Source organism: Rhodococcus sp. GXMU-t2271, assembly GCF_041414735.1.
Classification (GTDB): Bacteria; Actinomycetota; Actinomycetes; order Mycobacteriales; family Mycobacteriaceae; genus Rhodococcus; species Rhodococcus indonesiensis.
Genome location: NZ_JAUIZP010000027.1, coordinates 213,424 through 236,713 on the forward strand (window position 1 = coordinate 213,424; position 23,290 = coordinate 236,713).

Sequence of the window (23,290 nt, forward strand, 5' to 3'; positions counted from 1 at the left end):
TTGATGCAACAATGTTTCTCTGTAAGAAACTACCAAGTGCGAGCTGTGAGGAAACACGATGACCGAAACCGCGAACATCGTCATCGTCGGCGGCGGACTCGAGGGCCTGGCTGCGGCCTGGTCTCTCGCCGAGCGCGGCGAAACGGACGTCCTGGTGCTGGAACGCGGGACGATGTGCTCCGGCATGACCGGCAAGTCCAGCGGCATCGTCCGCTGCCACTACGGCGTTCCGTCGCTGGCCGCGATGGCCTGGCACGGCGTGCAGGTGTTCTCCGAAGCCGAGGCGATCTTCGGCGCCGACATCGGCTTCCGGCAGACCGGATACGTCGTCGGCGTCGGGCCCGAGAACACCGCCCCGCTCGCCGCCAACGTCGAGATGCACCGCGCTCTCGGAGTGCCCGTCGAGACGATCGACGCCGACGAGGTCCGCCGCCTGCTACCAGGGATCGCCCTCGATCCCTTCGCAGCCTTCGCGTACGAACCCCTCGGCGGCCACGGCGACGCCTACATGACCGGAATGGCCTACGGCACCCGCGCCCGAAGCCTCGGCGTGCGAGTGCGCCAGAGCACCCCCGTCACCTCCCTCCTGCAGCGCGAGGGCGGCGAGGTCTACGGGGTGCAGCTCGCGGACGGCTCCGAAATCCACGCGGGCACCGTCGTGCTCGCGACCGGCGTGTGGTCACCGGCACTCGGCGCGACCGCCGGCGTGGACCTCCCGATCCGGGCCCAGCGGGAACAACTGCTGCTCGTCGACCAGGGCGAACCCACCCCCGACATACCCACCTTCTCCGACCTGGTGAATCTCCAGTACATCCGCCGCGAGCCCAACGGGGACCTGCTGGTGGGCAACAGCGACCACTCCGCGCCGGAATGGGCGGACCCGGACGACTACGTCAATCGCGCCGACGACCCGTTCGTGGAATCCGCCGTCGCGAAGCTCGACCGGCTGCTGCCCGCCATGCCCGATCCGCGACTCGCCTCGTCATATGCGGGATGCTACGACACCACACCCGACTACAACCCGATCATCGGCCCGTCCCCGGCGCCGGGACTGTTCCTGCTCGTGGGCTTCAGCGGCCACGGTTACAAGATCTCCCCCGCCGTCGGCCGGCTCGCCGCCGACCTCCTGCTCGACGGCATCAGCAGCGACCCCGCCGTCGACGGCACCAACTTCCGGTATTCGCGTTTCGCCGAAGGCAAACCGCTCGCCAGCCTGAACCCGTACGTCGGCGCCGGAGAGATGCGCTGACGAACCGCACCGGCGGGCACGCCGCTGTACCGAAGCCCCGACGGGGTATAGAACTGAAGGTGACGCCGCACCGCGGGGACCGAAGAAGGTACACGTCATGCCGGACGACGAGGACCTGTTCTCGGCACCGGAGAGCCGGACACGGTTCTCCGCGTGTTCGAGGCGCTGCCGTTCGCTCTCGGGGCGTGGCAGGGACACGATCATGTGTACGTCGCGACCAATGCCGCCTACCGTGCGCTCCTCGGCCGGGACGATCTCCTCGGCCGGCCGGTGCGCGAGGTCGTCCCCGAACTCGAGGGTCAGCAGTTCTTCGAACTGCTCGACCGGGTGGCGGCGACCGGCGTCGCCGAGACCGCCAAGGACTGGCGCATGCAGATCGACACCGACGGTAGCGGAGTAGTGCGCGAGCGCTACTTCGACTTCACCATCGCTCCCTGCCGCGACCCCGGCTGCGGCGTCGCCGGCCTGCTCTTCTTCGCCTCCGACGTGACCGAGAGCGTCCTGGCCAGGCACGTCGCCGAGGCCCGGGCCCAGCTGATGTCGGAGAAGTACGAGCAAGCCCGCGACGCGGTGACGGTGATGCAGCACGCCCTGCTGGCGCCGTCCGTTCCGGTCGTGCCGGGAGCCGAGGTGGCGGCGGCCTACCTGGTCGCCGCGGAGGACACGGCCGCCGGCGGCGACTGGTTCGACGCGCTGGCCCTCCCGAACGGCGAGCTCGCGCTCATCACCGGGGACGTCGTCGGGCACGGCGTCGAGGCCGCCGCCGTGATGGGACAACTCCGGGCGGTGCTGCGCCAGCAGATCCTCGCGGGTGCAGACGTCACCGGCGCCCTGTCCACTCTCGACGCCTTCTCGGCGCACGTCCCCGGCGCCCGCACCGCGACGGTCTGTGTCGTCGTGCTCGACACCGCCACCGGCCGAGTCTGCTACTGCACCGGCGGGCATCCCCCGCCGCTGGTGGCGAGCCCGGCGGGGGCGGTGCGCTACCTGTCCCCCTCGGGCGCGACGCCGATCGGCACCGGCTCGACGTTCCCCGTCGCCACCGACATCCTTGCTACCGGCGACGTCGTGCTGCTCTACACGGACGGGTTGATCGAGCGTCCCGGCCGGCCGCCCCCGGTGAGCACCGCCGAACTCGCGGAGCGGGCGGCCCTGAGCGTGACCGGCCGCTCGTTCCCGATCCCGGACACACGCGCCCGGACGGTGGATCGGGTGTGCGGGGAAATCCTCGAATTCCTGCTCCGGGAAACCGGATACAGCGACGACGTGACCATCGTCGCCGCTCAGCGGACGGCGATGCCGGATCCCCTGCATCTTCACCTGCGCGCCGACCGGGAGGCGCCGAAGGCCGCGCGGGCGGCGCTGCGGCACTGGCTCGTGCGCATCGGGGCCGACGATGCGGGAACCGTGGCCGTCGAGCACGCGGTCTCCGAACTCGTGTCCAACGTCGTCGAGCACGCCTATCCCGACACCGCCGCCGAGCACACCCCGGTCGAGATCGGCGGCATTCTCGACGCCGACGGCTGCCTCCGGATCCGGGTACGGGACCGGGGCCGCTGGAAGGACCCCGCGAAAACCCCGGATTCCCACCGGTTGCCGGGCAGGCGCGGCCGCGGGCTGACGATGGTCCGGCTCTTCGCCGACGATCTCCGCATCGACTGCGACGACACGGGCACGACTGCGACGGTGACGTTCCGGCTCACCCGCAGCGCCCGCGTCGTCACCGAATTCACCGACGGCGCGATCGTCGGTCGTCCCGATCCTCCGCGCGACTTCGCCGTCGACGAGACCACACCCGGTCGCCTCGCGGTGCGGGGGGATGTCGACATCGACACCGCCCCATCCTGAAGGGATACCTCGACACGGCATCACGCGGCGGAACACTCTCGGTGACAGTGGATCTGAGCGAGGTCACCCATCTCGGCTCCGCCGGGGTCTCGTTGCTCTCGACGGCCCGGGACCGCGCGGCCAGGCAACACACCGCAGTCACCCTGGTGGCCCCACCGGGCACCACCGCCCATCATGTGCTCAGTCTGGTCGGACTCCACGCCCGGGCCGAACCCCATGCGGGCGGCAGTGCCGAGTCCTCCGGGGACCCGCAGACGTGAACCGGCACCGACGAAATGTCGGTGCCGGAAGAAGACCCGGATCAGCTCGCGATCTTTCGTCTCCGGGACTGCACGTACTTCTCCCGCTCGGCGACCGACATCCCACCCCACACCCCGTAGGGTTCGCCCATCGTGAGCGCGTGCTCACGGCACTGCTCGATGACCGGGCACCGATGGCACATCTCCTTGGCCTTCGACTCCCGCTGGTACCGCGCTCGGCCCCGTTCACCGTCGGGCGAGAAGAACACCGACGAGTCGACACCGCGGCACAAGCCCTGCATCTGCCAGTTCCAGACATCGACGGTCGGCCGGAGGGGGTGGGGTGACAATGGCACGGGGCTCTCCTTGACAGCAGGCTCACACGCAGTGCGAGCGGACCAAACGAAAGTCTGCGACCTTTCGCTCACTTCGATCCACGCGCCGAGACCCCCGCGAGGGGCCGCATCTCGGTTCGTCGATCTCATGGACCGGGGAGTACCCCACGCCACCGGAATTCATGCCAACAGAAAGTGAGATTTGTCGAAGATCCACGAAACTGGGGGTGGAACCCCGGCCGACCCGGTCCGCGACGCACATATCCCCTGTTCGCGGTACCCCGGAACCGCCGCGGACGGTCAGCGACCGGCCATCGCCCTGAGCAATGGGGCCGCGGGCAGCGACGCGAACAGCGCCGCCTCGTCGCGCCACGACGACTCCTCGTCGAGGAACCGCAGGATCGGCTCCGCGGAGGACCGGTCGAACAGGCCCGCGAACGCGCGCTCGAGCACCGCGGGCCGCTCGACGACGGCCCGCAACAGCCCCTGGTCGTACCGGGCGAACCGGGACGCGGCCGGGCGCACGTCGAAAGGGTGTCCGTGCCGGGCGAGCGAGCGCGCGAGCGCCTCACTGTCGCGTTGGATCCGCTGATAGGCATATCCGCTGCTGCCCTTGAGCATCCCGCCCGCGGCGCCGATCCGCACGATGTTGCCGCGGCGCCGCGCCGGTGGCTGCGACGCCAACGGGAGCCGCGCGGACTCGTCCGCCTCCACGACGTAGGTGCCCTCGTCGGCGCCGAGCACCGCCGCCAGGTACTCCCGGAGTGCGTCGTCGTGGCCGGCGGCGCCGACGGGCCCGGCGGCGGGGTGCGCGAAACTCGTGTGCTCGACGAGGGCGCGACGGTCGTCGGTGGGCAGCACGTACACGAAGGAGGCGGCCCGGCCCTGATCGGTGCGGAAGTCGAACAGGGTGGGGACGTCGGGATCGAACAGGGGCGCTTCGGTGCGGATCCGCCACCCGCGGAAGTCGAGCCAGGCATCGGGGCTCGTCTCGTCGCCCGGGTCGGCGCTGCCGGGGCCGCGGCCGTCGAAGACCCACTCGGGGTGCAGTTCCGTCCCGTCGGACAGGCCGACCCGCGGACGGGCTCCGTCGTGCACGCGCATCACGCGGCCGGTGCGGAGCCCGATGTCGTCGACTGCGTCCGTGATCTCGTCGACCACCGACACCAGATCGGCGCCGCGGACGACGTCGTACCGGTACCGGCCGAGACCGAGGGTGCGGGACCGCCCGCCGGCGTGGACCCGGACCCGGGCGAACCGCGCGGAGACGGCGGTGTCGAGCAGTCCGGGCCGGCGGGACCAGAACGCCCATCCGGCTTCTCGGATGTCGCGGGCGCCGTCGTCGACGAGCACCACCGGACCGGGCCGCGCCGGGACGGTGGCGAGATGGGCCGCCAGGGACAGGCCGCTCAGGCCCGCCCCCAGGACGGCGATGCCGCCGTCGACCGGTTCGTTCCAGGCTCGCACGCTCGCCCCTCCCCGTCGCCGGAGCCTTCTCCTTCGCCACCGTACCGGCCGCCGGGGACGGTCGTGCGGTGCTACGCCGCGTGTGCGCGTGCCCGTTCCCGCAACCAGGCCATCGCCGGCATGCGGTAGGAGTCGATGCCCTTGTACGCGGCGATCTCGCCGGGCAGCTCCTCCACGATGTCGGCGAGCTGTTCGGCCCATACCGGGACCTGCGCGATCTCCTCGAGCGGCGCCATGTAGGTGCGGATGTTGAACACCACTGTCCCTGTCATGGGCAACCGGATCAGATGCTCGAGTTCGATGCGCAGCTGGATGCGGCCCCAGTCGCGGTCGGCGACGAGCCGTGGCATGTCGTCCATCCATTCGGGCATCGTCTCGAGGCTGGTGTCCCGTCGCCGCGAGCCGACCGCGGAGAAGGTCCAGTTCACCCGCCGGTACGGCCGCTCCGTGGTGAGACGGCGCATGAACTGCTCGGCGCGGTCGGTCACCCCGGTCGAGGTCAGGCCGGGTACGGGCCGGTGGATCTCGTGCAGGCTCATCCCGATGTCGAACTTGACGGACCAGTCGGCGGACGACGTGACCAGCGCCGCGTCGAACCACAGGTGCCCGTCGCGCTCGGTCACCAGCAGCACGTCGTCGGGCAGCTGGCATCCGATGAAGACCAGTGGGTGTTCCGGCAGGGTGGACAGATCGCCGAGGACGAACCGCTGATCGATCCCGAGAAGATCGTTGCGCCAGCGGTACCCGTCGATCTCGACGTCGAAGTGCATGATGTCGGGGAAAGAGGCCGCCATGTCGCGCATGTAGTAGAGCATCAGATCCCAGCACGCCGGCGTCATGTGGGGCAGCATCTGCACGCGCCCGGGGTCGGCCTCGAGGATCGCGCGGCGCAACCGCATCATCTCCAGGTACTCGTCGTGGCTCTTGCCCAGGTCGACGATGTGCTCGCCCCAGGCCCCGGCGGCGGTCCCGGTGCGGCGCGGTGCCGGTTCGACATTGACGGCGTAACGAAACACTTTGTCGCCCTGCGGGAAGGGCCACGGCAGACAGGACAGGTCGCTGACGACGGAGGCGGTCACGAGGGGTTCCTTTCCGGTAGGTGTCAGGCCACGGCGCCGAGATAGGCACCGTGGTGCCCCGACAGATGGGGGCGGATCTCGAGGTCGAGGCCGCACGAACCGCAGGCGACGACATCCCCGGGTCCGGCTTCGACGGACCCGGTCGTGCCGCAGTGCGGGCAGAACACCGGTACTCCGTCGACGGCCGTGACGTAGGTGGTCGTCTCGCACGGCAGCAGGCCGGCGGCGCGCGCGGCAGCCGTCGCCGCCATCGCTTCCCGCCGCGGTCCGGCGATCAGCACGCGGGTACCGGCGCGGGCCTCGCGCACGAGACGCGCCACCTCCGCAGCGCTCGCATCCGGAACCACGGTGGCGATGCGGCCGGCGGCGAGCGCCTCCGCCGCCCAGGCCGTCACCGCGGCCCGCGCGTCGGCGCCGCCACCGAGGCAGAACATGAGATGGATGCGCCCACTCGGATCGAGCGGGGGCACCGCACCGGTGACGAAACCGGAGTTCTTCACGGCCGCACACCCCCGAACTCGCGCAACCACTTCAGGCCCGGCTCGCGGGTGCGGGTGAGGCCCTTGTAGTCGGCCATGTCCCCGGGCAGTTCCTCGAGGACCCGGTAGAGCCGGTCGGCCCATTCCGGCACCAGCGCGACCTCCTCGAAGGGCAGCAGGTAGGTGCGGACGAGGAACATGATCGCGCCGGACGCGCCGAGCCGGATCAGGTGCTGCACCTCGACCCGCAGGTGCAGGCGACGGCCGACGTCCTCGAGAGGCCCCTCGGCGAGCAGGCGCCGGTCACGTCCCCACTCGGGATACGTCTCGGTGGCCGTGTCGAGCCGGCGGCCCACGGTCAAAGTCCAGTTGGTGCGCCGGTACCGTTGCCCGGGTTGCAGTCCCATGAGGAAGGACTGGGCGCGGGTGATCACCCCCTCGGTGTGGATGCGGGGCACGGGACCGTGGATCTGCAGGAAGCTCATCCCGACGTCGAAGCGCAGCGACCAGTCCGCCGCGAACGTCACCAGGCCCGCGTCGCCCCACAGGGCGCCGTCGCGCTGGTCCAGCAACACGACGTCCTCCTGGATCTGCCGGCCGATGTACAGCAGGGGTGGCTCGGGCAGGGTGGCGGACTGCCCGTAGACGAACACGTGCTCGAGGTCGAGGGCGCGGTTGCTCCACCGCCGGGCGGTGCCGTCGCGGTCGAGCGCGAAGGTCTGCGGGTACGCCTCGGCCAGCATGGTCATCAGGGTGAGCATCGCGTCCCACTGGGCGACCTCCATGTGCCCGAGCGCCTGGAAGCGGCCCGGGTCGGCGTCGAGCACGCGCCGTCGTTCGGCGAGTTCGTCGAGGAGGAAGCCGTCCACGTCGACCGGGTGCTCACCCCACCCGCCGGCGGCCGTGTCGGCGGGGGTCCCGGCGGGTTCGACATTGGTGCTGTAGCGGTAGGTGTCGCGGGGGAACGGAAACGGGAACCGCGCGACGCGTTCCGGGAGTACCTCGAATTCGGTTGCGGCAGTCACAGGTCCAGCTCCAATCGGTCGCCGCCGGCGCGGGAGACGCAGGGCATCACGCAGTCGCCGGCGAGCTTCTCCGCGTCGGTCAGGTAGAGGTCGCGGTGCTCGATCGCGCCGCCGGTCACCGGGATCCGGCATTCGCCGCACACTCCCTGCCGGCACAGGTTCGGCACCGCAATCCCGTTCGTTTCGAGCGCGTCGAGCAGGCTCACGCCGGAGTTCACGGCGATGTCGATCCCGGTGCGGTTCAGATGCGCGGTGAACGGGGCTCCGGGGTCGAGGTCGCCGACACCGAAGTGCTCGTAGTGGACGCGGGCGTCCGGCCACCCCGCCCCGCGGGCGCGGGCGGTGAGTTCGTCGATCAGACCGGCGGGTCCGCACACGTACAGGTGCGTGCCGAGCGGCTGATCGAGCAGGGCCGGGCCGAGCGCGGCCCAGAGCTGCGCGGGTGTGTGGTAGGTGTGCAGGCGGTCGCCGCACAGTTCGCGCAGCTCGCCCAGGTGCGGGCCGTCGCCCTCGCGGAAGGTGTAGTGGACCTCGAAGGAGCGGCCCCACTGCGCGGCGGCGCGGGCGTGCGAGAGGATGGGTGTGACGCCGATACCACCGGCCACCAGCAGGTGATGGCGCGCGGTGAGAATCGGCGCGAAGGCACTGCGGGGCCGGCTGACCTCCACGACGTCGCCGACCTCGAGATTGTGGACCCAGCGGGAGCCGCCCCGGCCGGTCTCGTCGAGCCGCACGGAGATCGAGTAGCTCTGCGGTTCGAGCTCCGGACCGGTCAGGGAGTAGGAATTGCGGCGGGGCCGGCCGTCGTCGTGGGGGCCGCAGGAGAGCACGACGTGGCTGCCCGGGGTGAACGACGGCAGTGGCGCACCGGTGGGGTCGACGAACCGCACGTGCCGCACACCGGTGGCGACGGTGGTCACCTCGGCGACGGCGAGGGTCAGGGTCGCGTCGTTGCGCCGGACGGCCGCTCCGGCGTCGGATACGAGTGTCATCAGCATTCCTCCGCGTCGAGCTGGTAGCCGAGATATGCGCCGTGGTGGCGCGAAACATGGTGGTAGACGACGAGGTTCGCCGCGCATCCCGGGCACGTGCTCGTCTGCCCGATCGCGGCGGCGGTGTCGTGGGTGTGCCGGCAGTGCGCGCAGTACACCGTGCGGGTGTCCATGGTCAGGACCTCGGGCAGGATCTCGTCGTCGAGCGCCCCCGCGGCGACGGCCACAGCCCGGGCGGCGAGGACGGCGGCCTCGTCGCCCACCAGGACGAGCCGCCAGCCGACGCGGGCCGCGGAGAGCTGTCGCTGCAGGACCTCCGCGGCCGCGTCGCCCCAGGTGGCGGGCGCCCGTAGCCAGCTCACCCGCCGGCCTTCGAAAGAGGTCACCAGGCGGCGGGCGTGGTCGGTGGCGGCGTCGCCGAACGACAGGACGGTGACCGCCCTGCCGCCGTCGGCGACGACCCGCTCCTCGTCCCAGCGCGGGACGCTGGTCGTCTCCGTGCAGACACTCATGTCCGGATCCTCACGGCGCGAACGTGCGCTGGCCGACGTAGAACGCCAGCGCACCGTCGGGCGTGGTGAAGCGGATGCGTGAGCCCTTGGGGAAGAAGATCGCGTCCTTGGCGCGGGCGATCGCGACCTGGCCGGTGTCGAGGTTCTCGAGGCGGAACTCGCCTTCGAGGACGACCTTCATCTCGTCGTATTCGTACAGGTAGTCCAGGGGGGCGTCGGTGTGCTCGAGCTTGAAGTATCCGGCGGCCATCTCCGACCCCTCGGGGTTGGGGTAGACGTCGTCGATGAAGCCTTCGGTGCCCGGGAATTCGTCGGTGGACATCTGGGGCAGGCTCTTCCAGAAGTCGGCGGTGACGCGGAACGCGGGGACGGTGGTGGTCTCTGCCATGGAGGCTCCTGGGTTCGAGGCCGGCTGCACCGGCGGGGTGAGAAGAACGTCGATCGCTGACGTGAAACAGACAGTAATGAGATGAAACACCCCGGGCGGTTGCGGTCGCGTTAACGCGTGTAACCGAATCCTCTCGGTCCGAGGGAAATTCGCGATTCGGCGGAACTCCGGCGGGCCGGGCCGGACCGTCACCACAAACTCACGACCACGTAACACGGTCGTCATGCATGCTATGTTTCATTTCATTCGACAGCGATTCACAGTATGAAACTTCGCAGCCGGACCTCAGGAGCACCCATGACGCTCGAAGCCACCGACCTCCCCGTGATGCGTCTATCCTCCACGGACGCCCCCGCCGCCGATCTCGCCGCTCTCGCCCGCGCCACCGACACCCGCTTCATCCTCGCGGTGTTCACCAATCTCGCCGGAAAGCCCTGCGCCAAGCTCGTCCCGGTCGAGGCGGTCGACGAGCTCCAGTCCGACGGGGTCGGTTTCGCCGGCTACGCCGCCGGAGCGATGGGTCAGGTCCCGAGGGATCCCGACCTCGTCGCACTCCCGGACCCCACTTCCTTCACGCCGATCCCGTTCGTGCGTCCGGGCCTCGCGCTGGTGCACTGCGACCCCCACGTCGAGGGCAAGCCCTGGCCCTACGCCCCTCGGGTGATCCTGAAGCAGGTCCTGGGCAAGGCCGCCGAGCGTGGCCTCTCCGTCAAAGTCGGTGCCGAGATCGAGTACTTCCTCGTCCGGCGGGACGAGGACGGGACGCTGCGCACCGCCGACGTCCTCGACACCTCGCGCCAGCCCTGCTACGACGCCCGGGACGTCACCCGCATGTACGAACACCTGACCTCGATCTCCGCGGCGATGAACTCCCTCGGCTGGGGCAACTACGCCAACGACCACGAGGACGGCAACGGGCAGTTCGAGCAGAACTTCCACTACGCCGACGCGATGACCACCGCCGACCGCGTGGTCACGCTGCGCTACCTGATCTCGGTGCTCGCCGAGCAACGCGGCATGACCGCGACCTTCATGCCCAAGCCGTTCGCCGACCGCACCGGTTCGGGCATGCACATGCACCTGTCGCTGTGGCGGGCGGACGGGGCCGCGTTCCCCGATGCCGACGACCCCCGCGGACTCGGGCTGTCCGAGACCGCGTACGCGTTCATCGCCGGCATCCTCGACCATGCCTGCGCCCTGCAGGGTGTGATCGCCCCGACCGTCAACTCCTACAAGCGGACCGGAGCCACCGCGACCAGCTCCGGCGCGACGTGGTCGCCCCGGCACGCCACCTACGGCGGCAACGACCGCACCCACTACCTGCGTGTTCCGGACGGCAACCGCGTCGAGCTGCGCGGTGGGGACGGCTCGGCCAACCCCTACCTCGCTGCCGCCGCAGCCGTCGCGGCGGGCCTCGACGGCATCGACCGCAGGCTCGATCCCGGTGCACCCGGCGGCACCCCGAATCCGGAGACGCTGCCGATGACCCTGCTGCACGCGATGGACGCCCTCACCGCCGACCCCGTCGTGACCGGCGCCCTCGATGCCGCCGGCCCGGGTGTCGCCGAATACTTCGCCGCCCTCAAGCGCGAGGAGTTCTTCCACTGGCACAACACCGTGACCGCGTGGGAGATCGACAGCTACCTGACCGCCTTCTGACCCGTTCGGGTCACCGCGAACGACGATCGAAAAGGAGAGACGACCCATGTGCGGAATCGTCGGGCTTCACCTGCGTGACGCCGCCCTCGCCCCCCGCCTGGGCAGCCTGCTGACCGGCATGCTCGGCCAGATGGTCGACCGGGGGCCGGATTCGGCCGGGGTCGCCCTCTACGGCGACCCCACCTTCTCCCCCGCCGGCCACACCTCGGTGTCCCTGCTCGGCGCCGCCCCGGACCTCGCCGCCACCGTCGGTGCCGCACTCGGGGTGAGCGTGACCGGCATCGACCTGGCACCCACCACGGTGCTGCACGCGCCGGTTCCGGCGCAGCTGCTCGCCGACACCGTCCGCGCTGTCGATCCCGGCGCCACGCTCATCGGCTTCGGCGACGACGTCACCGTCCTCAAGGGCATGGGTGACCCGGTGGCGCTGGCCGAGCGCTTCGGGATCCCCGTCGCCTCCGGATGGCAGGGCGTCGGCCACACCCGCATGGCCACCGAATCGGCCGTCACCGCCGCCGGCTCGCACCCGTTCGCCGTCGGCCCGGATCAGTGCCTGGTGCACAACGGCTCGTTCTCCAACCACCTGTCGGTCAAGCGGGAACTCGAGGCCGAGGGGGTGGCGTTCGACAGCGCGAACGACACCGAGGTCGGGGCGCGATTCGTCGCCAAGCACCTCGCCGAGGGCGCCGACCTCGAGAAGGCCCTGCGGCTGCTCGGAGACCGCTTCGACGGGTTCTACACCCTGCTCGTGTCGACGTCCGACTCCTTCGCCGTCGTGCGCGACCCGATCGCGTGCAAGCCCGCGATCGTCGCCGAGACCGACGCGTACGTCGCGATGGCCTCCGAGTTCCGGGCCCTCGCCGGTCTGCCCGGCATCGCGGACGCCCACATCTTCGAACCCGAGCCGGAGCGGGTCTACGTATGGCACCGCTGACCAGCACCGACGCTTCCCCCACCTCCTCGACGCCGGAGACGACCATGCCTGCCGAAACCCTGCCTGCCGAGATCCTGCCTGCCGACACCCTGCCTGCCGAGATCCCTGCCGCCACCACGACGTACGACCTCGACGTCACCACCACGCGCGAACTGAACGCCGCACTGCAGGCCACCGAGGCACCCGCGTCGGTGACCGTCACCAATCCCCAGGGCAAGCACGCCCTCGCGTGCGGGCTCGACCGGCCGATCGACGTGCGCATCGAAGGCCACGTCGGCTACTACGCCGCCGGAATGAACAAGCATGCGACCGTCACCATCGCGGGCAACGCCGGGGTCGGGGTTGCCGAGAACATGATGTCGGGCACCGTGCGGGTCACGGGGGACGCCTCCCAGTCCGCCGGTGCCACGGCCCACGGCGGGCTTCTGGTGATCGAGGGCAATGCCGCCGCCCGCTGCGGCATCTCCATGAAGGGCGTCGACATCGTCGTCGGCGGCAGCATCGGCCACATGAGCGCCTTCATGGGACAGGCCGGACGGCTCGTCGTCCTCGGCGACGCCGGTGAGGCCCTCGGAGATTCGTTGTACGAGACACGCATCTACGTGCGCGGCACCGTCGCCTCCCTCGGCGCGGACTGCGTGAAGAAGGAGATGCGGCCCGAGCACCTCGAGGAACTGCGCGACCTCCTCCGGACGGCCGGCTTCGACGCCGACCCGGCCGAGTTCACCCGCTACGGCTCGGCCCGCGGGCTCTACCACTTCCACGTCGACAACGCCTCGTCGTACTGACCGCACCGCCCGCACCGCATCCCAGGAGACTCCCATGACCTTCCAGCCCGGACTTCGTGAGTCGGCCACCTTCGACCGCAACGTCATCCACGAGATCCAGCGTGCCGCCGACACCGGCATCTACGACATCCGTGGATGGGGCGCCAAGCGCAAGCTTCCGCACTTCGACGACCTGCTGTTCCTCGGCGCGTCGATGTCGCGATACCCCCTCGAGGGTTATCGCGAGAAGTGTGAGACCGACGTGGTCCTCGGCGACCGGCACGCGAAGTACCCACTGCACCTGGACATCCCGGTGACCATCGCCGGGATGAGCTTCGGGGCGCTGTCCGGCCGGGCGAAGGAGGCGCTCGGGCGCGGCGCGAGCGAGGTCGGCACCTCCACCACCACCGGCGACGGGGGAATGACGCCGGAGGAACGCGGCCAGTCCAAGCACCTCGTCTACCAGTATCTGCCGTCGCGCTACGGGATGAACCCGGACGACCTGCGCAAGGCCGATGCGATCGAGGTCGTCCTCGGCCAGGGAGCCAAGCCCGGGGGTGGCGGCATGCTGCTCGGTCAGAAGATCACCGAGCGCGTCGCCGGAATGCGCACCCTGCCGGTCGGGATCGATCAGCGCAGCGCGTGCCGGCACCCCGACTGGACCGGTCCGGACGACCTCGCGATCAAGATCATCGAGCTGCGGGAGATCACCGGGTGGGAGAAGCCGATCTATGTGAAGGTGGGCGCGACCCGTACCTACTACGACGTCAAGCTCGCCGTGAAGGCCGGCGCCGACGTCGTCGTCGTCGACGGCATGCAGGGCGGCACGGCGGCCACGCAGGACGTGTTCATCGAACACGTCGGGATCCCGACGCTCGCCGCGATCCCGCAGGCCGTGCAGGCGCTGCAGGAGCTGGGGATGCACCGCACCCCGGGCGGCGTGCAGCTCGTCGTCTCCGGCGGCATCCGCTCGGGCGCGGACGTCGCCAAGGCCATGGCCCTCGGCGCGGACGCCGTCGCGATCGGCACCGCAGCGCTGATCGCGTTGGGCGACAACGACCCCCGATACCAGGCGGAGTACGAGAAGCTCGGCTCGGCCGCCGGGTTCTACGACGACTTCCAGGACGGCAAGGACCCCGCCGGCATCACCACACAGGATCCGGACCTGCAGGCCCGGTTCGATCCGGTCGAGGGCGGCCGCCGCCTCGCGAACTACCTGCGCGTGCTCACCATGGAGGCCCAGACGATTGCGCGCGCCTGCGGCAAGTCGCACCTGCGCAACCTCGAGCCGCAGGACCTGGTGGCCCTGACGCTCGAGTCGGCCGCCATGGCGCGCGTGCCGCTGGCCGGCACCGACTGGATTCCCGGCCGAGGTTTCTGAGCCGCTCCCGCCTCCCACCGAGCGAATGTGCCTTACTGTCGGCCTGTCCGACGGCAAGGCACATTCGCTCGCTTTCGCATGTGCGCCCCCGCACGACCGTCCACTGTCGGGAAACAACACGTACAGTGAGGACATGAGCAGTCCCGAGCGTCCCGTACTGCACGACGCGCCGGGCCGGGAGGTCCCGCGCGACACCCCGACCGGGGTGGACCTGGAACGCGCCATCGCCCGCGAGGTCCGCAAGCTGCGGATCGCCAGCGGGCTCTCCGTGGGCGACATGGCCGCGAAGGTGGGCATCTCCAAGGCGATGCTGTCGAAGATCGAGAATGCCCAGACATCGTGCAGCCTGTCGACCCTCGCTCGCCTGGCGGCAGGTCTCGACGTCCCGGTGACGTCGCTGTTCCGGGGCGCGGACGCGCAACGCGAGGCGGTGTTCGTCAAGGCCGGGCAGGGCGCGGAGATCGTCGGCCGCGGTACCCGCGTCGGGCACCACTACGAACTGCTCGGCACGCTGCGGGGTCAGCACAAGCGGCTCGAGCCGGTACTGGTGACGCTCACCGACGCGAGCGAGGTCTTCCCCCTGTTCCAGCACCCGGGAACCGAGCTGCTCTACATGCTCGAGGGCGAGATGGTATACGGGCACGGCGAATCCGAGTACCGGCTCCAGCCGGGCGACGCCCTGCTGCTCGACGGTGAGGGCATCCACGGACCGAACGAACTCGTCACCCTGCCGATCCGGTTCCTCGCCGTCACCGCGTATCCCGACAAGCACCAGGACTGACCGCCGCGGCGATCGGGAGAACGGCGAGCGGGAGGTTTTCGCCCCGAGCGGGAGGTTTTCGCCCCGAGCGGGAGCAGGTCGCGGCGTTTCGCGGGTGCCGACCGCCCCCACCGCCCGCTCGTCGGGAGAACCTCCCGCTCACGCCGACGAGACCCCCGCCGGAGCGGGGGCCTCGCTCGGCCGGCTCTTTCGCTCAGATCTTCTCGGCGGCGGCCTTCGACGTGAGGGCCGTCGCGGCCTCGGCCACCGACGCCGCCTCCGGGCGGGACGTGCCGGAGAATCCCACCGCGTCGAGGACGTACGCGGTTTCGCCGTGCACGACGACGTCGAGGCCTTCGTACTCGGTCTCCGGGTCGACGCGCAGGCCCATGGCCAGGTCGAGACCCTTGGCGATGATCCAGGTGACCGCGAAGGAATAGGTCAGCACCGCGAGCACGGCGACGGTCTGGGTGCCCAGCAGGCCGAATCCGCCGCCGTAGAACAGCCCGGTGGCACCGCTCGGCGCCGCCGGCACGGCCAGCAATCCGATGAGAATCGTGCCCAGGACGCCGCCGACGAGGTGGATGCCCACGACGTCGAGCGCGTCGTCGTAGCCCAGGCGGAACTTCAGCGAGATCGCGAAGCAGCACAGCGCGCCGGCCAGGGCACCGACGACGAGCGCGCCGATCGGCGAGACCGCACCGCAGGCCGGGGTGATCGCGACGAGGGCGGCGATGAGGCCGGACGCCGCACCGAGGGTGGTGGCGTGGCCCTCCCGCAGCTTTTCGACGATCAGCCAGCCACAGATGCCGGCGCACGCCGCGGCGAGGGTGTTGAGCACCACGACGGAGGCACTGTTGTTCGCGGCGAGCGCGGAACCCCCGTTGAAGCCGAACCAGCCGAAGAACAGGATGCCGGCGCCGAGAACGGTCAGCGGAAGGCTGTGCGGCCGAGGCGGATTGAGGAACGAGCGGCGCTTGCCGAGGACGAGGATCACGGCGAGCGCCGCGATGCCGGCGTTGATGTGCACGGCGGTGCCGCCGGCGAAGTCGACCGCGCCGAGGGTGTTGGCGATCCAACCGCCGACGATCGACCCGTCCTCCGAGTCGAACGCGAACACCCAGTGTGCGACGGGGAAGTACACCAGCACCGCCCACAGCCCGGCGAACACCATCCAGGCCGAGAACTTCATGCGGTCGGCGAGGGCGCCGCACACCAGGGCGACGGTGATACCCGCGAACAGCAGCTGGAATCCTGCTATCAGGGCCGGGGGCAGTCCCGGTTCGGCCGGCGCCTCGAGCAGCTGGCCGAGCCCGAGATACTCGAGGGGGTTGCCGAGCAGTCCGGCACCGCCGAGCGAGTTTCCGAGCACGGCCGAGTAGCCGAACAGCACCCACAGGACTCCGACCAGCGCGAATCCTGCAAATGTCATCATGATCATGTTGAGCGTGCTGCGGACGCTCACCATGCCGCCGTAGAACAGCGCGAGCCCGGGAACCATCAGCGAGACCGCCGTGAAGGCCGCGAGAATCCAGGCGGTGTCGGCGGCAGCGATTGCCTCTTCCATAGGTGTCCACCTTGTTCAGTCCCGAGGGATCGCCCCTCGTACGTGTCGCGGTGACTGTCTTATGTTGTTAATCACCGTCACCTGAGAGTGAACCTGCTGTGTAATGAGCGTGGGAGTCGCCGGTGAACTTCGTGTAACGGCGGCTCGCCCCCTCGGGAACCGCGACCGCCCAGCGCTCGCTCGGCCACGCCCGGTAGCGTTCGAACCGGTAGACGCATCTCCCGCGGGTGAGGATGGACACATGACGCGACACGGTTCGCTGCACGACATCGTGGAATCCGGCCTCGACCTCACCGAGCCGAAGGACCATGCCGCCGGCGTCCCGGCGGTCCTGGTGTCACTGAAGCACGCCTGCGAACGGAGGGGCGTCGCCCGCACCGCCGCGACGCTGCCGCGTCCGAACCAGCGTCATGGCTTCGACTGCCCGGGCAGTGCACGGCCCGAGACCCCCGGCCATCGCAAACCCGCGGAGTTCTGCGAGAACGGCACCACCCCGGACCACGCCGTCTTCTACACCTCCGGTCGCACCAGCAAGGAGGCCGCGTTCCTCTACCACCTGCCGATCCGCAGCTACGGCACCGACAACATGCCCGCGAAGCCCGACACCGCGGTCTCCGAAGCCGTTGTCGTGCGGCTCGAACCGGCCGGGACCGACTGATGGGACGCGTCACCACCCGCCGGGCCGTCCTGCGGATCACCGCGGACGGGCAGGCACGCCGGCCGGACAGCCTCGCGGTGGAGGAACCGCTCGAGATCCGCCTGGACGGCCGCGCCCTCACGGTGACGATGCGGACCCCGGGACACGACGTGGAACTCATCCACGGCTTCCTGCTCGCGGAGGGCATCATCGGGGGCCGAGAGGACGTCGCCGTGGTGCGCTACTGCGACGGGGTCGACGACACCGGCGCCAACACATACAACGTGCTCGACGTGCAGCTCGCGCCCGGCGTCGCGGTGCCGGACGGGGCGGGCGCACGTAACTTCGTCACGAGTTCCGCGTGCGGAGTGTGCGGGAAGGAGTCCCTCGATCAGGTGCGCACCCGTACCCGGTTCCCGCTGACCGACGGCTTCACGATCTCCGCCCGCGCCCTGGTGGGCATGCCTCCCCGGATGCGGCAGCGGCAGAAGGTTTTCCAGAGCACCGGGGGCCTGCACGCGGCAGCGCTGTTCACCCCCGACGGCGCTCTGCTGGCACTGCGGGAGGACGTGGGCCGGCACAACGCGGTCGACAAGGTGCTCGGCTGGGCACTGACCGAGAACCGGATCCCGTTGTCGGACAGTGTGCTCGTCGTCAGCGGCCGGGCGTCCTTCGAGCTGGTGCAGAAGGCCGTGATGGCGGGGGTGCCGGCGCTCGGCGCGGTGTCGGCCCCGTCGTCGCTCGCGGTCGATCTCGCCGCGGAGGCGGGCCTGACACTGGTCGGCTTCCTCCGCGGCGACTCGATGAACGTCTACACCGGCACCGTCGCGTGAATCGACGGCACGCCCGTCAGCTGCAGACCGCCGCCGGCGCCTCGCCGGAGCTCACCTTCTCGACGAACGAGCGCACGTCGTCGTGGGCGGCCTCGAGCACGCCGCGGTGGTCGGCACCGTCGTAGACCTCGTACGAGAGCGAGGATCCGTTGCCGCACAGGGACTTCGTCACCTCGTCGGTGACCTGGCGGGACACGAGCACGTCGGTCGTCCCCTGCACGACGAGGGTCGGCACGGTCAGCGTCAAGGCCTCGGGCTCCTGCGTGGCGAAGTACTCGGTCAAGCGACCGACGTCGGCGCCGGGTGCGAACACCTGGTCCACCGGCACGGTTGCGGCCGCGGCGCGCACGTCGTCCATGCATCCGGTGCGTGCCGCCGCGAGCAGCGGGCGGGAGGCGTCGGTGAGCATCGCGTCGGCGGAGATGTCCGGGTCGGCGGCCTCGGCGCCGAGCAGGAGAACGGGCAGGAAGCTCAGAGCCTGTGCGATGCCCGGACCGCCGGTTTCGAAGTAGGCGGCCGTCTCGCTGGTGCGGCTGCCCGGGGCGTAGGCGACCGCTCCCTGCAGTTCGAGTTCGGGGGCGCGTTCGGCGCCGTGCGCGGCGGTGAACAGCGCGGCGTGCCCGCCCTGGCTGTGCCCCATCGCCGTCCATCGGGTGCCGATGGCGGGGTCGGCTTCGCGGGCCGCACGCACGATGTCGACGACGGTGTTCGCGGCGCTGTCGCCGTTCATGTACGGATGGCCGCCGGGTGTGCCGAGACCCTCGTAGTCGGTCTGCACGACGACGTAGCCGTCCGCGACCCACCGATCGAGCATGGCGGTGGTGCGGGACAGGTAGCCGTGTGCGGGTCCGCCGACCGTGTCGGCGGACGGGGCGCACGCGTCCCCGACACCGGTGGTGCCGTGGGCCCAGCTGATCACCGGCCACCCGCCGTCGGGAGCATCGCCGCGGGGGACGGCGACCGTCCCGGATACGAGGATGGTGCGGCCGGCCGCATCCTCGGACAGGTAGGTGATCAGTTCGGTACGCGCCGCACTGGGCAGTGCCGCAGCGGTGGTCAGGGGACGGGAGCTGACGAGTGCACCGGGCGCGCGCTCGGACGGCGGCTGCTCCGCCTCCGAACACGCCGTTGCAGCCAGCATCGAGGACAGAGCGAGCGCGACGACGACGCGCCTACCGGAAAGACCAGCCACGAGTTCCTCCGTTAAGATGCTCGTATTAAATGGAAAGTTGAGCTTCTTAGTACAGTGGACGTCATGGTCGTGTCAACGGGTCGTCTCGCTCTACTCGACGCCGCGGAGGAACTGATCGCGCACCGCGGCATCCACGGTGTCTCGGCGCGGGAGGTCGTCAAAGCTGCGGGCCAACGCAACAATTCGGCCATCGCGTACCACTTCGGATCGTGGCACGGACTGCTCGATGCGGTGTGGACCCGGCATGCACCGCGGGTCAACGCGGAACGGGCCGCCCTCGTGGACGCTGCCCGCCTCGACACACCGCCACACTTGGAACGACTGGTCTTCGCCTACGTCCACCCGCTCACGACCGAGGTCGCCCGCGGCCGCCCCAGCTACTGGGCACGGTTCAACGAGCAGTGGCTCGCCGTGGCGCCACTGGAGTTCCTGACAGTCCCCGCCGCGAACGCGTCCCGTGCGGACTACTACCCGACCGACGAGTCGCTCGCAGTGCTCACGTCCCTGTTCGAGGCGATCGTGCACAGTCTCGAGCTGGCAGAGGCCGAGGCCCAGCGCCGGGTCGGCCTGACGGTGCGGTTCGTCATCGGCTCCTACGCCGCCTGGGAACGCGCCCACGACGTGGGGGAAGCGCCGGAATTGGGGGCGTTCGAGTCGGAGATCGTCGACCTGGCATGTGCGATGCTCCGCGTGCCCGGACGGTGACCGGGGCGTCCCCGGGAGGTCCGGGTCAGACGGCGACCTTCTCCGCTTCGATCAGCGAGGTCATGTGCGCGAGCATCCGATCGGCATCGGGTTCCACACCGGTGAAGATGCGGAATGCGTCGACGGCCTGGAAGACCGCCATGCCCGCCCCGGTCAGCGTCGGGGCGCCGAGCGCCCGGGCCCGCAGGACGAGTTCGGTCTCGATGGGCCGGTAGACGACCTCGGCGACCCACAGGTCCGGACGCAGCAGCGCCGGATCGAAGGCCGTCCCGGGGTGGGCGGCCATGCCGACGGGCGTCGCGTGGACGAGGCCGTCGGCGGCGGCCAGCAGCCGGGGCAGCTCGTCCGGCGTCGCCGAACCGACGTCGGCGCCCGGGAACAACACGGTCAGCTTGTCACGCAGGGCGGTGGCTCGTACGAGGTCGGGGTCGACGACGGTGAACTCGCGCGCCCCGCGGGTGAGCACCGCGTAGGCGACCGCCGCACCGGCTCCCCCGGCGCCGAGCTGGACCACTCTGTCGAGGGCGACACCGCCCAGGCCCCGGTCGAAGTTGCGACCGAATCCGGACCAGTCGGTGTTGTGCCCGATCGCCCGGCCTCCGTCGAAGAGGACGGTGTTGACGGCACCGAGCCGGCTCGCCTCCGGGGAGAGGTCGTCGAGGTGCTCGATGACCGCCTGCTTGCACGGATGGGTGATGTTCAGACCGCGGAAGCCGAGGTCGTGCGCGGAGCGGAGCAGCCGCGGCAGATCGGCCACCGCCAGACCCAGCACGTCGAGGTCGATGATCTTGTAGACGTAGCGCAACCCCTGCCGCGCACCCTCCACCTCGTGCATGGGCGGGGTCAGCGACGCACCGATGCCGGTTCCGATGAGGCCGCAGAGGATGGAGTCGGTCATGGCGGGCCCTTCCCAGCGCAATGTACGAACTAGTGAGTTACAAGATGTAGCGTACGGCCAGGGCGGGGCCGACACAACACCCGGTCGCTAAGGTGGCGCCATGGCAACCGAGCAGACCACCGGCCGACGCCGTCGCAACAGCGACCTCACCAGGGAGAACATCCTCGAGGTGGCCACGGCGGAGTTCGCGGACAAGGGGCTGTCGGGAGCCCGGGTCGACGAGATCGCCGAGCGCACGCAGACCACCAAGCGGATGATCTACTACTACTTCGGCGACAAGGAGGGCCTGTACCGGGCCGTCCTCGAGAACTCGTACGGAACGATCCGCGCCCAGGAACGCGAGCTGGACCTCGCAGACCTCGGCCCCGTGGAAGCCATCCGCACGCTGGCCGAGGCCACGTTCGACCATCACGACCAGCATCCCGACTTCATTCGCATCGTCGCCAACGAGAACATGCTCCGCGGTGAGCACATCCGACGGTCGACCCGGCTCGCCGGCCTGGGAGCGCCCGCCGTCGACGTGCTCACCGGCATCCTCGAACGCGGCCGGGACGACGGAATCTTCCGCGACGGCGTGGACGCTCTCGACATCCACCTCGTGATCAGCAGCTTCTGCGTCTTCCGCACCGCCAACCGGTACACCTGGCAGGCACTGTTCGACCAGGACCTCGCCACGGACGAACTGCGGACCCGGCACCGGCGGATGCTGGGCGATCTCGTGGTCGCCTACCTGACGACCGCGCCCGACTGACGGGCCCCTGCGCCGCAGCGTGTCGGCGCGCTTCCCGAAAATTTATGAACTATCTAGTTCATACATCTTGCGGTGGGCGTGTGATGGCGCCTACATTCGGAACGACGCAGAACGAACCCGGGTTCGTATCTCGAACATCCCCCATCTTTTCCGCACAGGAGACGCGATGACCGCGCACACCCTCGACACACCGGAGAATTCCGGTATGACGACCGCTGCCCGCCCGCACGACACCACCAAGGTCAAGCGCGCGGCGTCGTCGGCCTTTCTCGGCAGCATGCTCGAGTACTACGACTTCTACATCTACGCCTCCGCCGCTGCCCTGATCTTCCCGACGGTGTTCTTCCCCGACAGCGGGCACGCGGCACTGCTCTCCCTGTCGACCTTCGGCGTCGCCTACGTCGCGCGGCCCCTCGGCGCCGTGGTCCTCGGCCACTTCGGTGACCGGGTCGGACGCAAGAACGTCATGCTGTTCACCCTCATCCTGATGGGTGTCGCCACCTTCGGCATCGGCCTGATCCCCAGCGCCGAGTCGATCGGCGTACTGGCGCCCGCACTGCTCGTCCTGATGCGCATCTTCCAAGGCATCTCCGCCGCCGGCGAGCAGTCCGGCGCCAGCTCGCTGACCCTCGAGCACGCCCCGCAGAACCGTCGGGCATTCTTCGCGAGCTGGACCCTCAACGGCACCCAGGCCGGCTTCATCCTCGCCAGCCTGGTGTTCCTACCCGTCGCGGCCATGCCCGACGACATCCTCTACAGCTGGGGCTGGCGCGTCCCGTTCTGGGGCAGCCTGCTCGTGCTCGTCGCCGCGTACATCATGCGCCTCAAGCTCGAGGAGCCGGAAGAGTTCGCGGAGACCAAGAAGGCCGACGACGTCGCCAAGCTGCCGGTGGCCGACCTGCTGCGAACCCACCCCGCCAACCTGGCCCGCGTGGTCTTCTGCGCCTTCGTCGCCGTCGTGAGCACGATCTTCGCCGTCTTCGGCCTGGCGTTCGCGACCAGCGACGAAGTGGGCATCGCCAAGTCGACGATGCTCGCAGTCGCGATCGCCGCCAACGCCGTCGCCCTGTTCAGCCAGCCCGCCCTCGCCGCTCTGTCGGATCGGGTCGGCCGTAAGCCCGTCTTCGTCACCGGCGTCCTCGGCTCGGCAGTGTTCGTCTTCGTGTACTTCCAGGCCATCTCGACCGGCAACGTCGCGCTGATCTTCGCCGCCGGCATCGTCCTGATGGGTCTCCTCTACGCCGCACCCAACGCGATCTGGCCGTCGTTCTACGCCGAGATGTTCAACACGAAGGTCCGCTACTCCGGTATGGCGATCGGAACCCAGCTCGGCTTCGCCATCGCCGGTTTCGCACCCGCCATCGGCACCGCGCTCATGGGCGGCGACCCGACGAACTGGCTGCCCGTCGCGATCCTGACCTCCGGCGCCTGCCTGGTGTGTGCGGTCTCCGCACTGTCCGCGAAGGAGACCTTCCGGACCCCGCTGCGCGAGCTCGGCAACCGGATCTGACCCTTCCCGTAGGGACCGAATGTCACATCGCGTCGATCACATCGATGCGATGTGACATTCGGTCGTACAGGTTCCGCGCATAC

At 69.9% G+C, this 23,290-nt stretch carries 21 protein-coding genes and 2 pseudogenes; 12 read left to right on the forward strand and 11 right to left on the reverse strand.

Annotation, left to right across the window (positions count from 1 at the left end):
- The first annotated feature begins 58 nt into the window (after positions 1–58).
- Both QYS60_RS10995 and QYS60_RS11000 read left to right on the forward strand, forming a co-directional pair.
- The gene (locus QYS60_RS10995; RefSeq protein ID WP_371383141.1) at positions 59–1,249 is read left to right on the forward strand and encodes an NAD(P)/FAD-dependent oxidoreductase; all 1,191 of its coding nucleotides are present in this window, start codon (positions 59–61) and stop codon (positions 1,247–1,249) included.
- Between the two features lie 97 nt (positions 1,250–1,346).
- Positions 1,347–3,357, forward strand: a pseudogene (locus QYS60_RS11000) (SpoIIE family protein phosphatase).
- Between the two features lie 41 nt (positions 3,358–3,398).
- On the opposite strand, the gene QYS60_RS11005 reads toward QYS60_RS11000, so the two are convergent.
- The 8 genes from QYS60_RS11005 to QYS60_RS11040 form a co-directional block, all read right to left on the reverse strand.
- On the reverse strand, positions 3,399–3,638 hold the full coding sequence (locus tag QYS60_RS11005; protein ID WP_017680511.1) for a WhiB family transcriptional regulator: 240 nt from the start codon (positions 3,636–3,638) through the stop codon (positions 3,399–3,401).
- 333 nt (positions 3,639–3,971) lie between these two features.
- A complete protein-coding gene (locus tag QYS60_RS11010; RefSeq protein ID WP_371383142.1) occupies positions 3,972–5,138 on the reverse strand; it encodes a lycopene cyclase family protein in 1,167 nt (388 codons plus the stop codon).
- 71 nt (positions 5,139–5,209) lie between these two features.
- A complete protein-coding gene (locus QYS60_RS11015) occupies positions 5,210–6,217 on the reverse strand; it encodes a DUF3445 domain-containing protein (RefSeq protein ID WP_003938148.1) in 1,008 nt (335 codons plus the stop codon).
- 23 nt (positions 6,218–6,240) lie between these two features.
- Positions 6,241–6,717 carry a dimethylamine monooxygenase subunit DmmA family protein gene (locus QYS60_RS11020; RefSeq protein WP_371383143.1) on the reverse strand — a complete coding sequence of 159 codons (477 nt, stop codon included), beginning with the start codon at positions 6,715–6,717 and terminating at the stop codon, positions 6,241–6,243.
- Positions 6,714–7,721 carry a DUF3445 domain-containing protein gene (locus QYS60_RS11025; protein WP_371383144.1) on the reverse strand — a complete coding sequence of 336 codons (1,008 nt, stop codon included), beginning with the start codon at positions 7,719–7,721 and terminating at the stop codon, positions 6,714–6,716. Before QYS60_RS11025 ends, QYS60_RS11020 begins: the two co-directional genes overlap by 4 nt.
- Entirely contained in the window at positions 7,718–8,713 is a 996-nt protein-coding gene (locus QYS60_RS11030) for a 2Fe-2S iron-sulfur cluster-binding protein (protein ID WP_371383145.1), read from the reverse strand. Before QYS60_RS11030 ends, QYS60_RS11025 begins: the two co-directional genes overlap by 4 nt.
- A complete protein-coding gene (locus tag QYS60_RS11035) occupies positions 8,713–9,225 on the reverse strand; it encodes a dimethylamine monooxygenase subunit DmmA family protein (RefSeq protein ID WP_371383146.1) in 513 nt (170 codons plus the stop codon). The genes QYS60_RS11030 and QYS60_RS11035 overlap by 1 nt, the downstream gene beginning before the upstream one ends.
- Positions 9,226–9,235: 10 nt before the next feature.
- Positions 9,236–9,613 (reverse strand): ethanolamine utilization protein EutQ, encoded by a 378-nt coding sequence (locus QYS60_RS11040; RefSeq protein ID WP_003938143.1) that lies wholly within the window; start codon positions 9,611–9,613, stop codon positions 9,236–9,238.
- A 297-nt stretch (positions 9,614–9,910) separates the two neighbouring features.
- On the opposite strand from QYS60_RS11040, the gene glnT reads away from it, so the two are divergent.
- The 5 genes from glnT (at position 9,911) to QYS60_RS11065 (ending at position 15,135) form a co-directional block, all read left to right on the forward strand.
- Positions 9,911–11,272 carry a type III glutamate--ammonia ligase gene (gene glnT, locus QYS60_RS11045; protein WP_371383147.1) on the forward strand — a complete coding sequence of 454 codons (1,362 nt, stop codon included), beginning with the start codon at positions 9,911–9,913 and terminating at the stop codon, positions 11,270–11,272.
- Between the two features lie 46 nt (positions 11,273–11,318).
- The gene (locus QYS60_RS11050; protein ID WP_003938141.1) at positions 11,319–12,206 is read left to right on the forward strand and encodes a glutamine amidotransferase; all 888 of its coding nucleotides are present in this window, start codon (positions 11,319–11,321) and stop codon (positions 12,204–12,206) included.
- Between the two features lie 44 nt (positions 12,207–12,250).
- Positions 12,251–12,994: a protein glxC gene (locus QYS60_RS11055; RefSeq protein WP_371383149.1), complete on the forward strand. Its 744-nt coding sequence runs from the start codon at positions 12,251–12,253 to the stop codon at positions 12,992–12,994.
- 34 nt (positions 12,995–13,028) lie between these two features.
- Positions 13,029–14,354, forward strand: a complete 1,326-nt coding sequence (locus QYS60_RS11060) for an FMN-binding glutamate synthase family protein (RefSeq protein WP_371383151.1) — start codon at positions 13,029–13,031, stop codon at positions 14,352–14,354.
- 133 nt (positions 14,355–14,487) lie between these two features.
- Positions 14,488–15,135: an XRE family transcriptional regulator gene (locus QYS60_RS11065; RefSeq protein WP_054374234.1), complete on the forward strand. Its 648-nt coding sequence runs from the start codon at positions 14,488–14,490 to the stop codon at positions 15,133–15,135.
- 193 nt (positions 15,136–15,328) lie between these two features.
- On the opposite strand, the gene QYS60_RS11070 is transcribed toward QYS60_RS11065, so the two are convergent.
- Complete coding sequence (locus QYS60_RS11070) at positions 15,329–16,681, reverse strand: ammonium transporter (RefSeq protein ID WP_003938137.1); 1,353 nt, start codon at positions 16,679–16,681, stop codon at positions 15,329–15,331.
- Between the two features lie 241 nt (positions 16,682–16,922).
- Here QYS60_RS11070 and QYS60_RS11075 point away from each other — a divergent pair.
- Both QYS60_RS11075 and fdhD read left to right on the forward strand, forming a co-directional pair.
- Positions 16,923–17,273: pseudogene (locus QYS60_RS11075) on the forward strand (hypothetical protein); the annotation flags it as partial.
- 65 nt (positions 17,274–17,338) lie between these two features.
- Entirely contained in the window at positions 17,339–18,151 is an 813-nt protein-coding gene (fdhD, locus tag QYS60_RS11080; RefSeq protein ID WP_371383153.1) for a formate dehydrogenase accessory sulfurtransferase FdhD, read from the forward strand.
- Positions 18,152–18,167: 16 nt separating this feature from the next.
- Here fdhD and QYS60_RS11085 read toward each other — a convergent pair whose 3' ends face one another.
- Positions 18,168–19,343: a S9 family peptidase gene (locus QYS60_RS11085; RefSeq protein WP_003938134.1), complete on the reverse strand. Its 1,176-nt coding sequence runs from the start codon at positions 19,341–19,343 to the stop codon at positions 18,168–18,170.
- Between the two features lie 63 nt (positions 19,344–19,406).
- Here QYS60_RS11085 and QYS60_RS11090 point away from each other — a divergent pair, with 63 nt between their 5' ends.
- Positions 19,407–20,048, forward strand: coding sequence for a TetR/AcrR family transcriptional regulator (locus QYS60_RS11090; RefSeq protein ID WP_289377777.1), 642 nt, complete (start codon positions 19,407–19,409; stop codon positions 20,046–20,048).
- A 25-nt stretch (positions 20,049–20,073) separates the two neighbouring features.
- Here QYS60_RS11090 and QYS60_RS11095 read toward each other — a convergent pair whose 3' ends face one another.
- A complete protein-coding gene (locus QYS60_RS11095; protein ID WP_371383154.1) occupies positions 20,074–20,946 on the reverse strand; it encodes a shikimate dehydrogenase in 873 nt (290 codons plus the stop codon).
- Positions 20,947–21,046: 100 nt separating this feature from the next.
- Between QYS60_RS11095 and QYS60_RS11100 the strand changes: the two genes are divergently transcribed.
- Both QYS60_RS11100 and QYS60_RS11105 read left to right on the forward strand, forming a co-directional pair.
- The gene (locus QYS60_RS11100; RefSeq protein ID WP_289377776.1) at positions 21,047–21,697 is read left to right on the forward strand and encodes a TetR family transcriptional regulator; all 651 of its coding nucleotides are present in this window, start codon (positions 21,047–21,049) and stop codon (positions 21,695–21,697) included.
- Between the two features lie 166 nt (positions 21,698–21,863).
- Positions 21,864–23,207, forward strand: coding sequence for an MFS transporter (locus tag QYS60_RS11105; protein WP_371383155.1), 1,344 nt, complete (start codon positions 21,864–21,866; stop codon positions 23,205–23,207).
- Positions 23,208–23,290 lie beyond the last annotated feature (83 nt).

Bases quoted from the DNA above. Each gene is read 5' to 3' on its own strand.
- QYS60_RS10995 (WP_371383141.1), top strand. From the start codon at position 59: ATGACCGAAACCGCGAACATCGTCATCGTCGGCGGCGGACTCGAGGGC.
- QYS60_RS11005 (WP_017680511.1), bottom strand. From the start codon at position 3,638: ATGCAGGGCTTGTGCCGCGGTGTCGACTCGTCGGTGTTCTTCTCGCCC.
- QYS60_RS11030 (WP_371383145.1), bottom strand. From the start codon at position 8,713: ATGACACTCGTATCCGACGCCGGAGCGGCCGTCCGGCGCAACGACGCG.
- QYS60_RS11035 (WP_371383146.1), bottom strand. From the start codon at position 9,225: ATGAGTGTCTGCACGGAGACGACCAGCGTCCCGCGCTGGGACGAGGAG.
- QYS60_RS11040 (WP_003938143.1), bottom strand. From the start codon at position 9,613: ATGGCAGAGACCACCACCGTCCCCGCGTTCCGCGTCACCGCCGACTTC.
- glnT (WP_371383147.1), top strand. From the start codon at position 9,911: ATGACGCTCGAAGCCACCGACCTCCCCGTGATGCGTCTATCCTCCACG.
- QYS60_RS11050 (WP_003938141.1), top strand. From the start codon at position 11,319: ATGTGCGGAATCGTCGGGCTTCACCTGCGTGACGCCGCCCTCGCCCCC.
- QYS60_RS11055 (WP_371383149.1), top strand. From the start codon at position 12,251: ATGCCTGCCGAAACCCTGCCTGCCGAGATCCTGCCTGCCGACACCCTG.
- QYS60_RS11060 (WP_371383151.1), top strand. From the start codon at position 13,029: ATGACCTTCCAGCCCGGACTTCGTGAGTCGGCCACCTTCGACCGCAAC.
- QYS60_RS11065 (WP_054374234.1), top strand. From the start codon at position 14,488: ATGAGCAGTCCCGAGCGTCCCGTACTGCACGACGCGCCGGGCCGGGAG.
- QYS60_RS11070 (WP_003938137.1), bottom strand. From the start codon at position 16,681: ATGGAAGAGGCAATCGCTGCCGCCGACACCGCCTGGATTCTCGCGGCC.
- fdhD (WP_371383153.1), top strand. From the start codon at position 17,339: ATGGGACGCGTCACCACCCGCCGGGCCGTCCTGCGGATCACCGCGGAC.
- QYS60_RS11090 (WP_289377777.1), top strand. From the start codon at position 19,407: ATGGTCGTGTCAACGGGTCGTCTCGCTCTACTCGACGCCGCGGAGGAA.
- QYS60_RS11095 (WP_371383154.1), bottom strand. From the start codon at position 20,946: ATGACCGACTCCATCCTCTGCGGCCTCATCGGAACCGGCATCGGTGCG.
- QYS60_RS11100 (WP_289377776.1), top strand. From the start codon at position 21,047: ATGGCAACCGAGCAGACCACCGGCCGACGCCGTCGCAACAGCGACCTC.
- QYS60_RS11105 (WP_371383155.1), top strand. From the start codon at position 21,864: ATGACCGCGCACACCCTCGACACACCGGAGAATTCCGGTATGACGACC.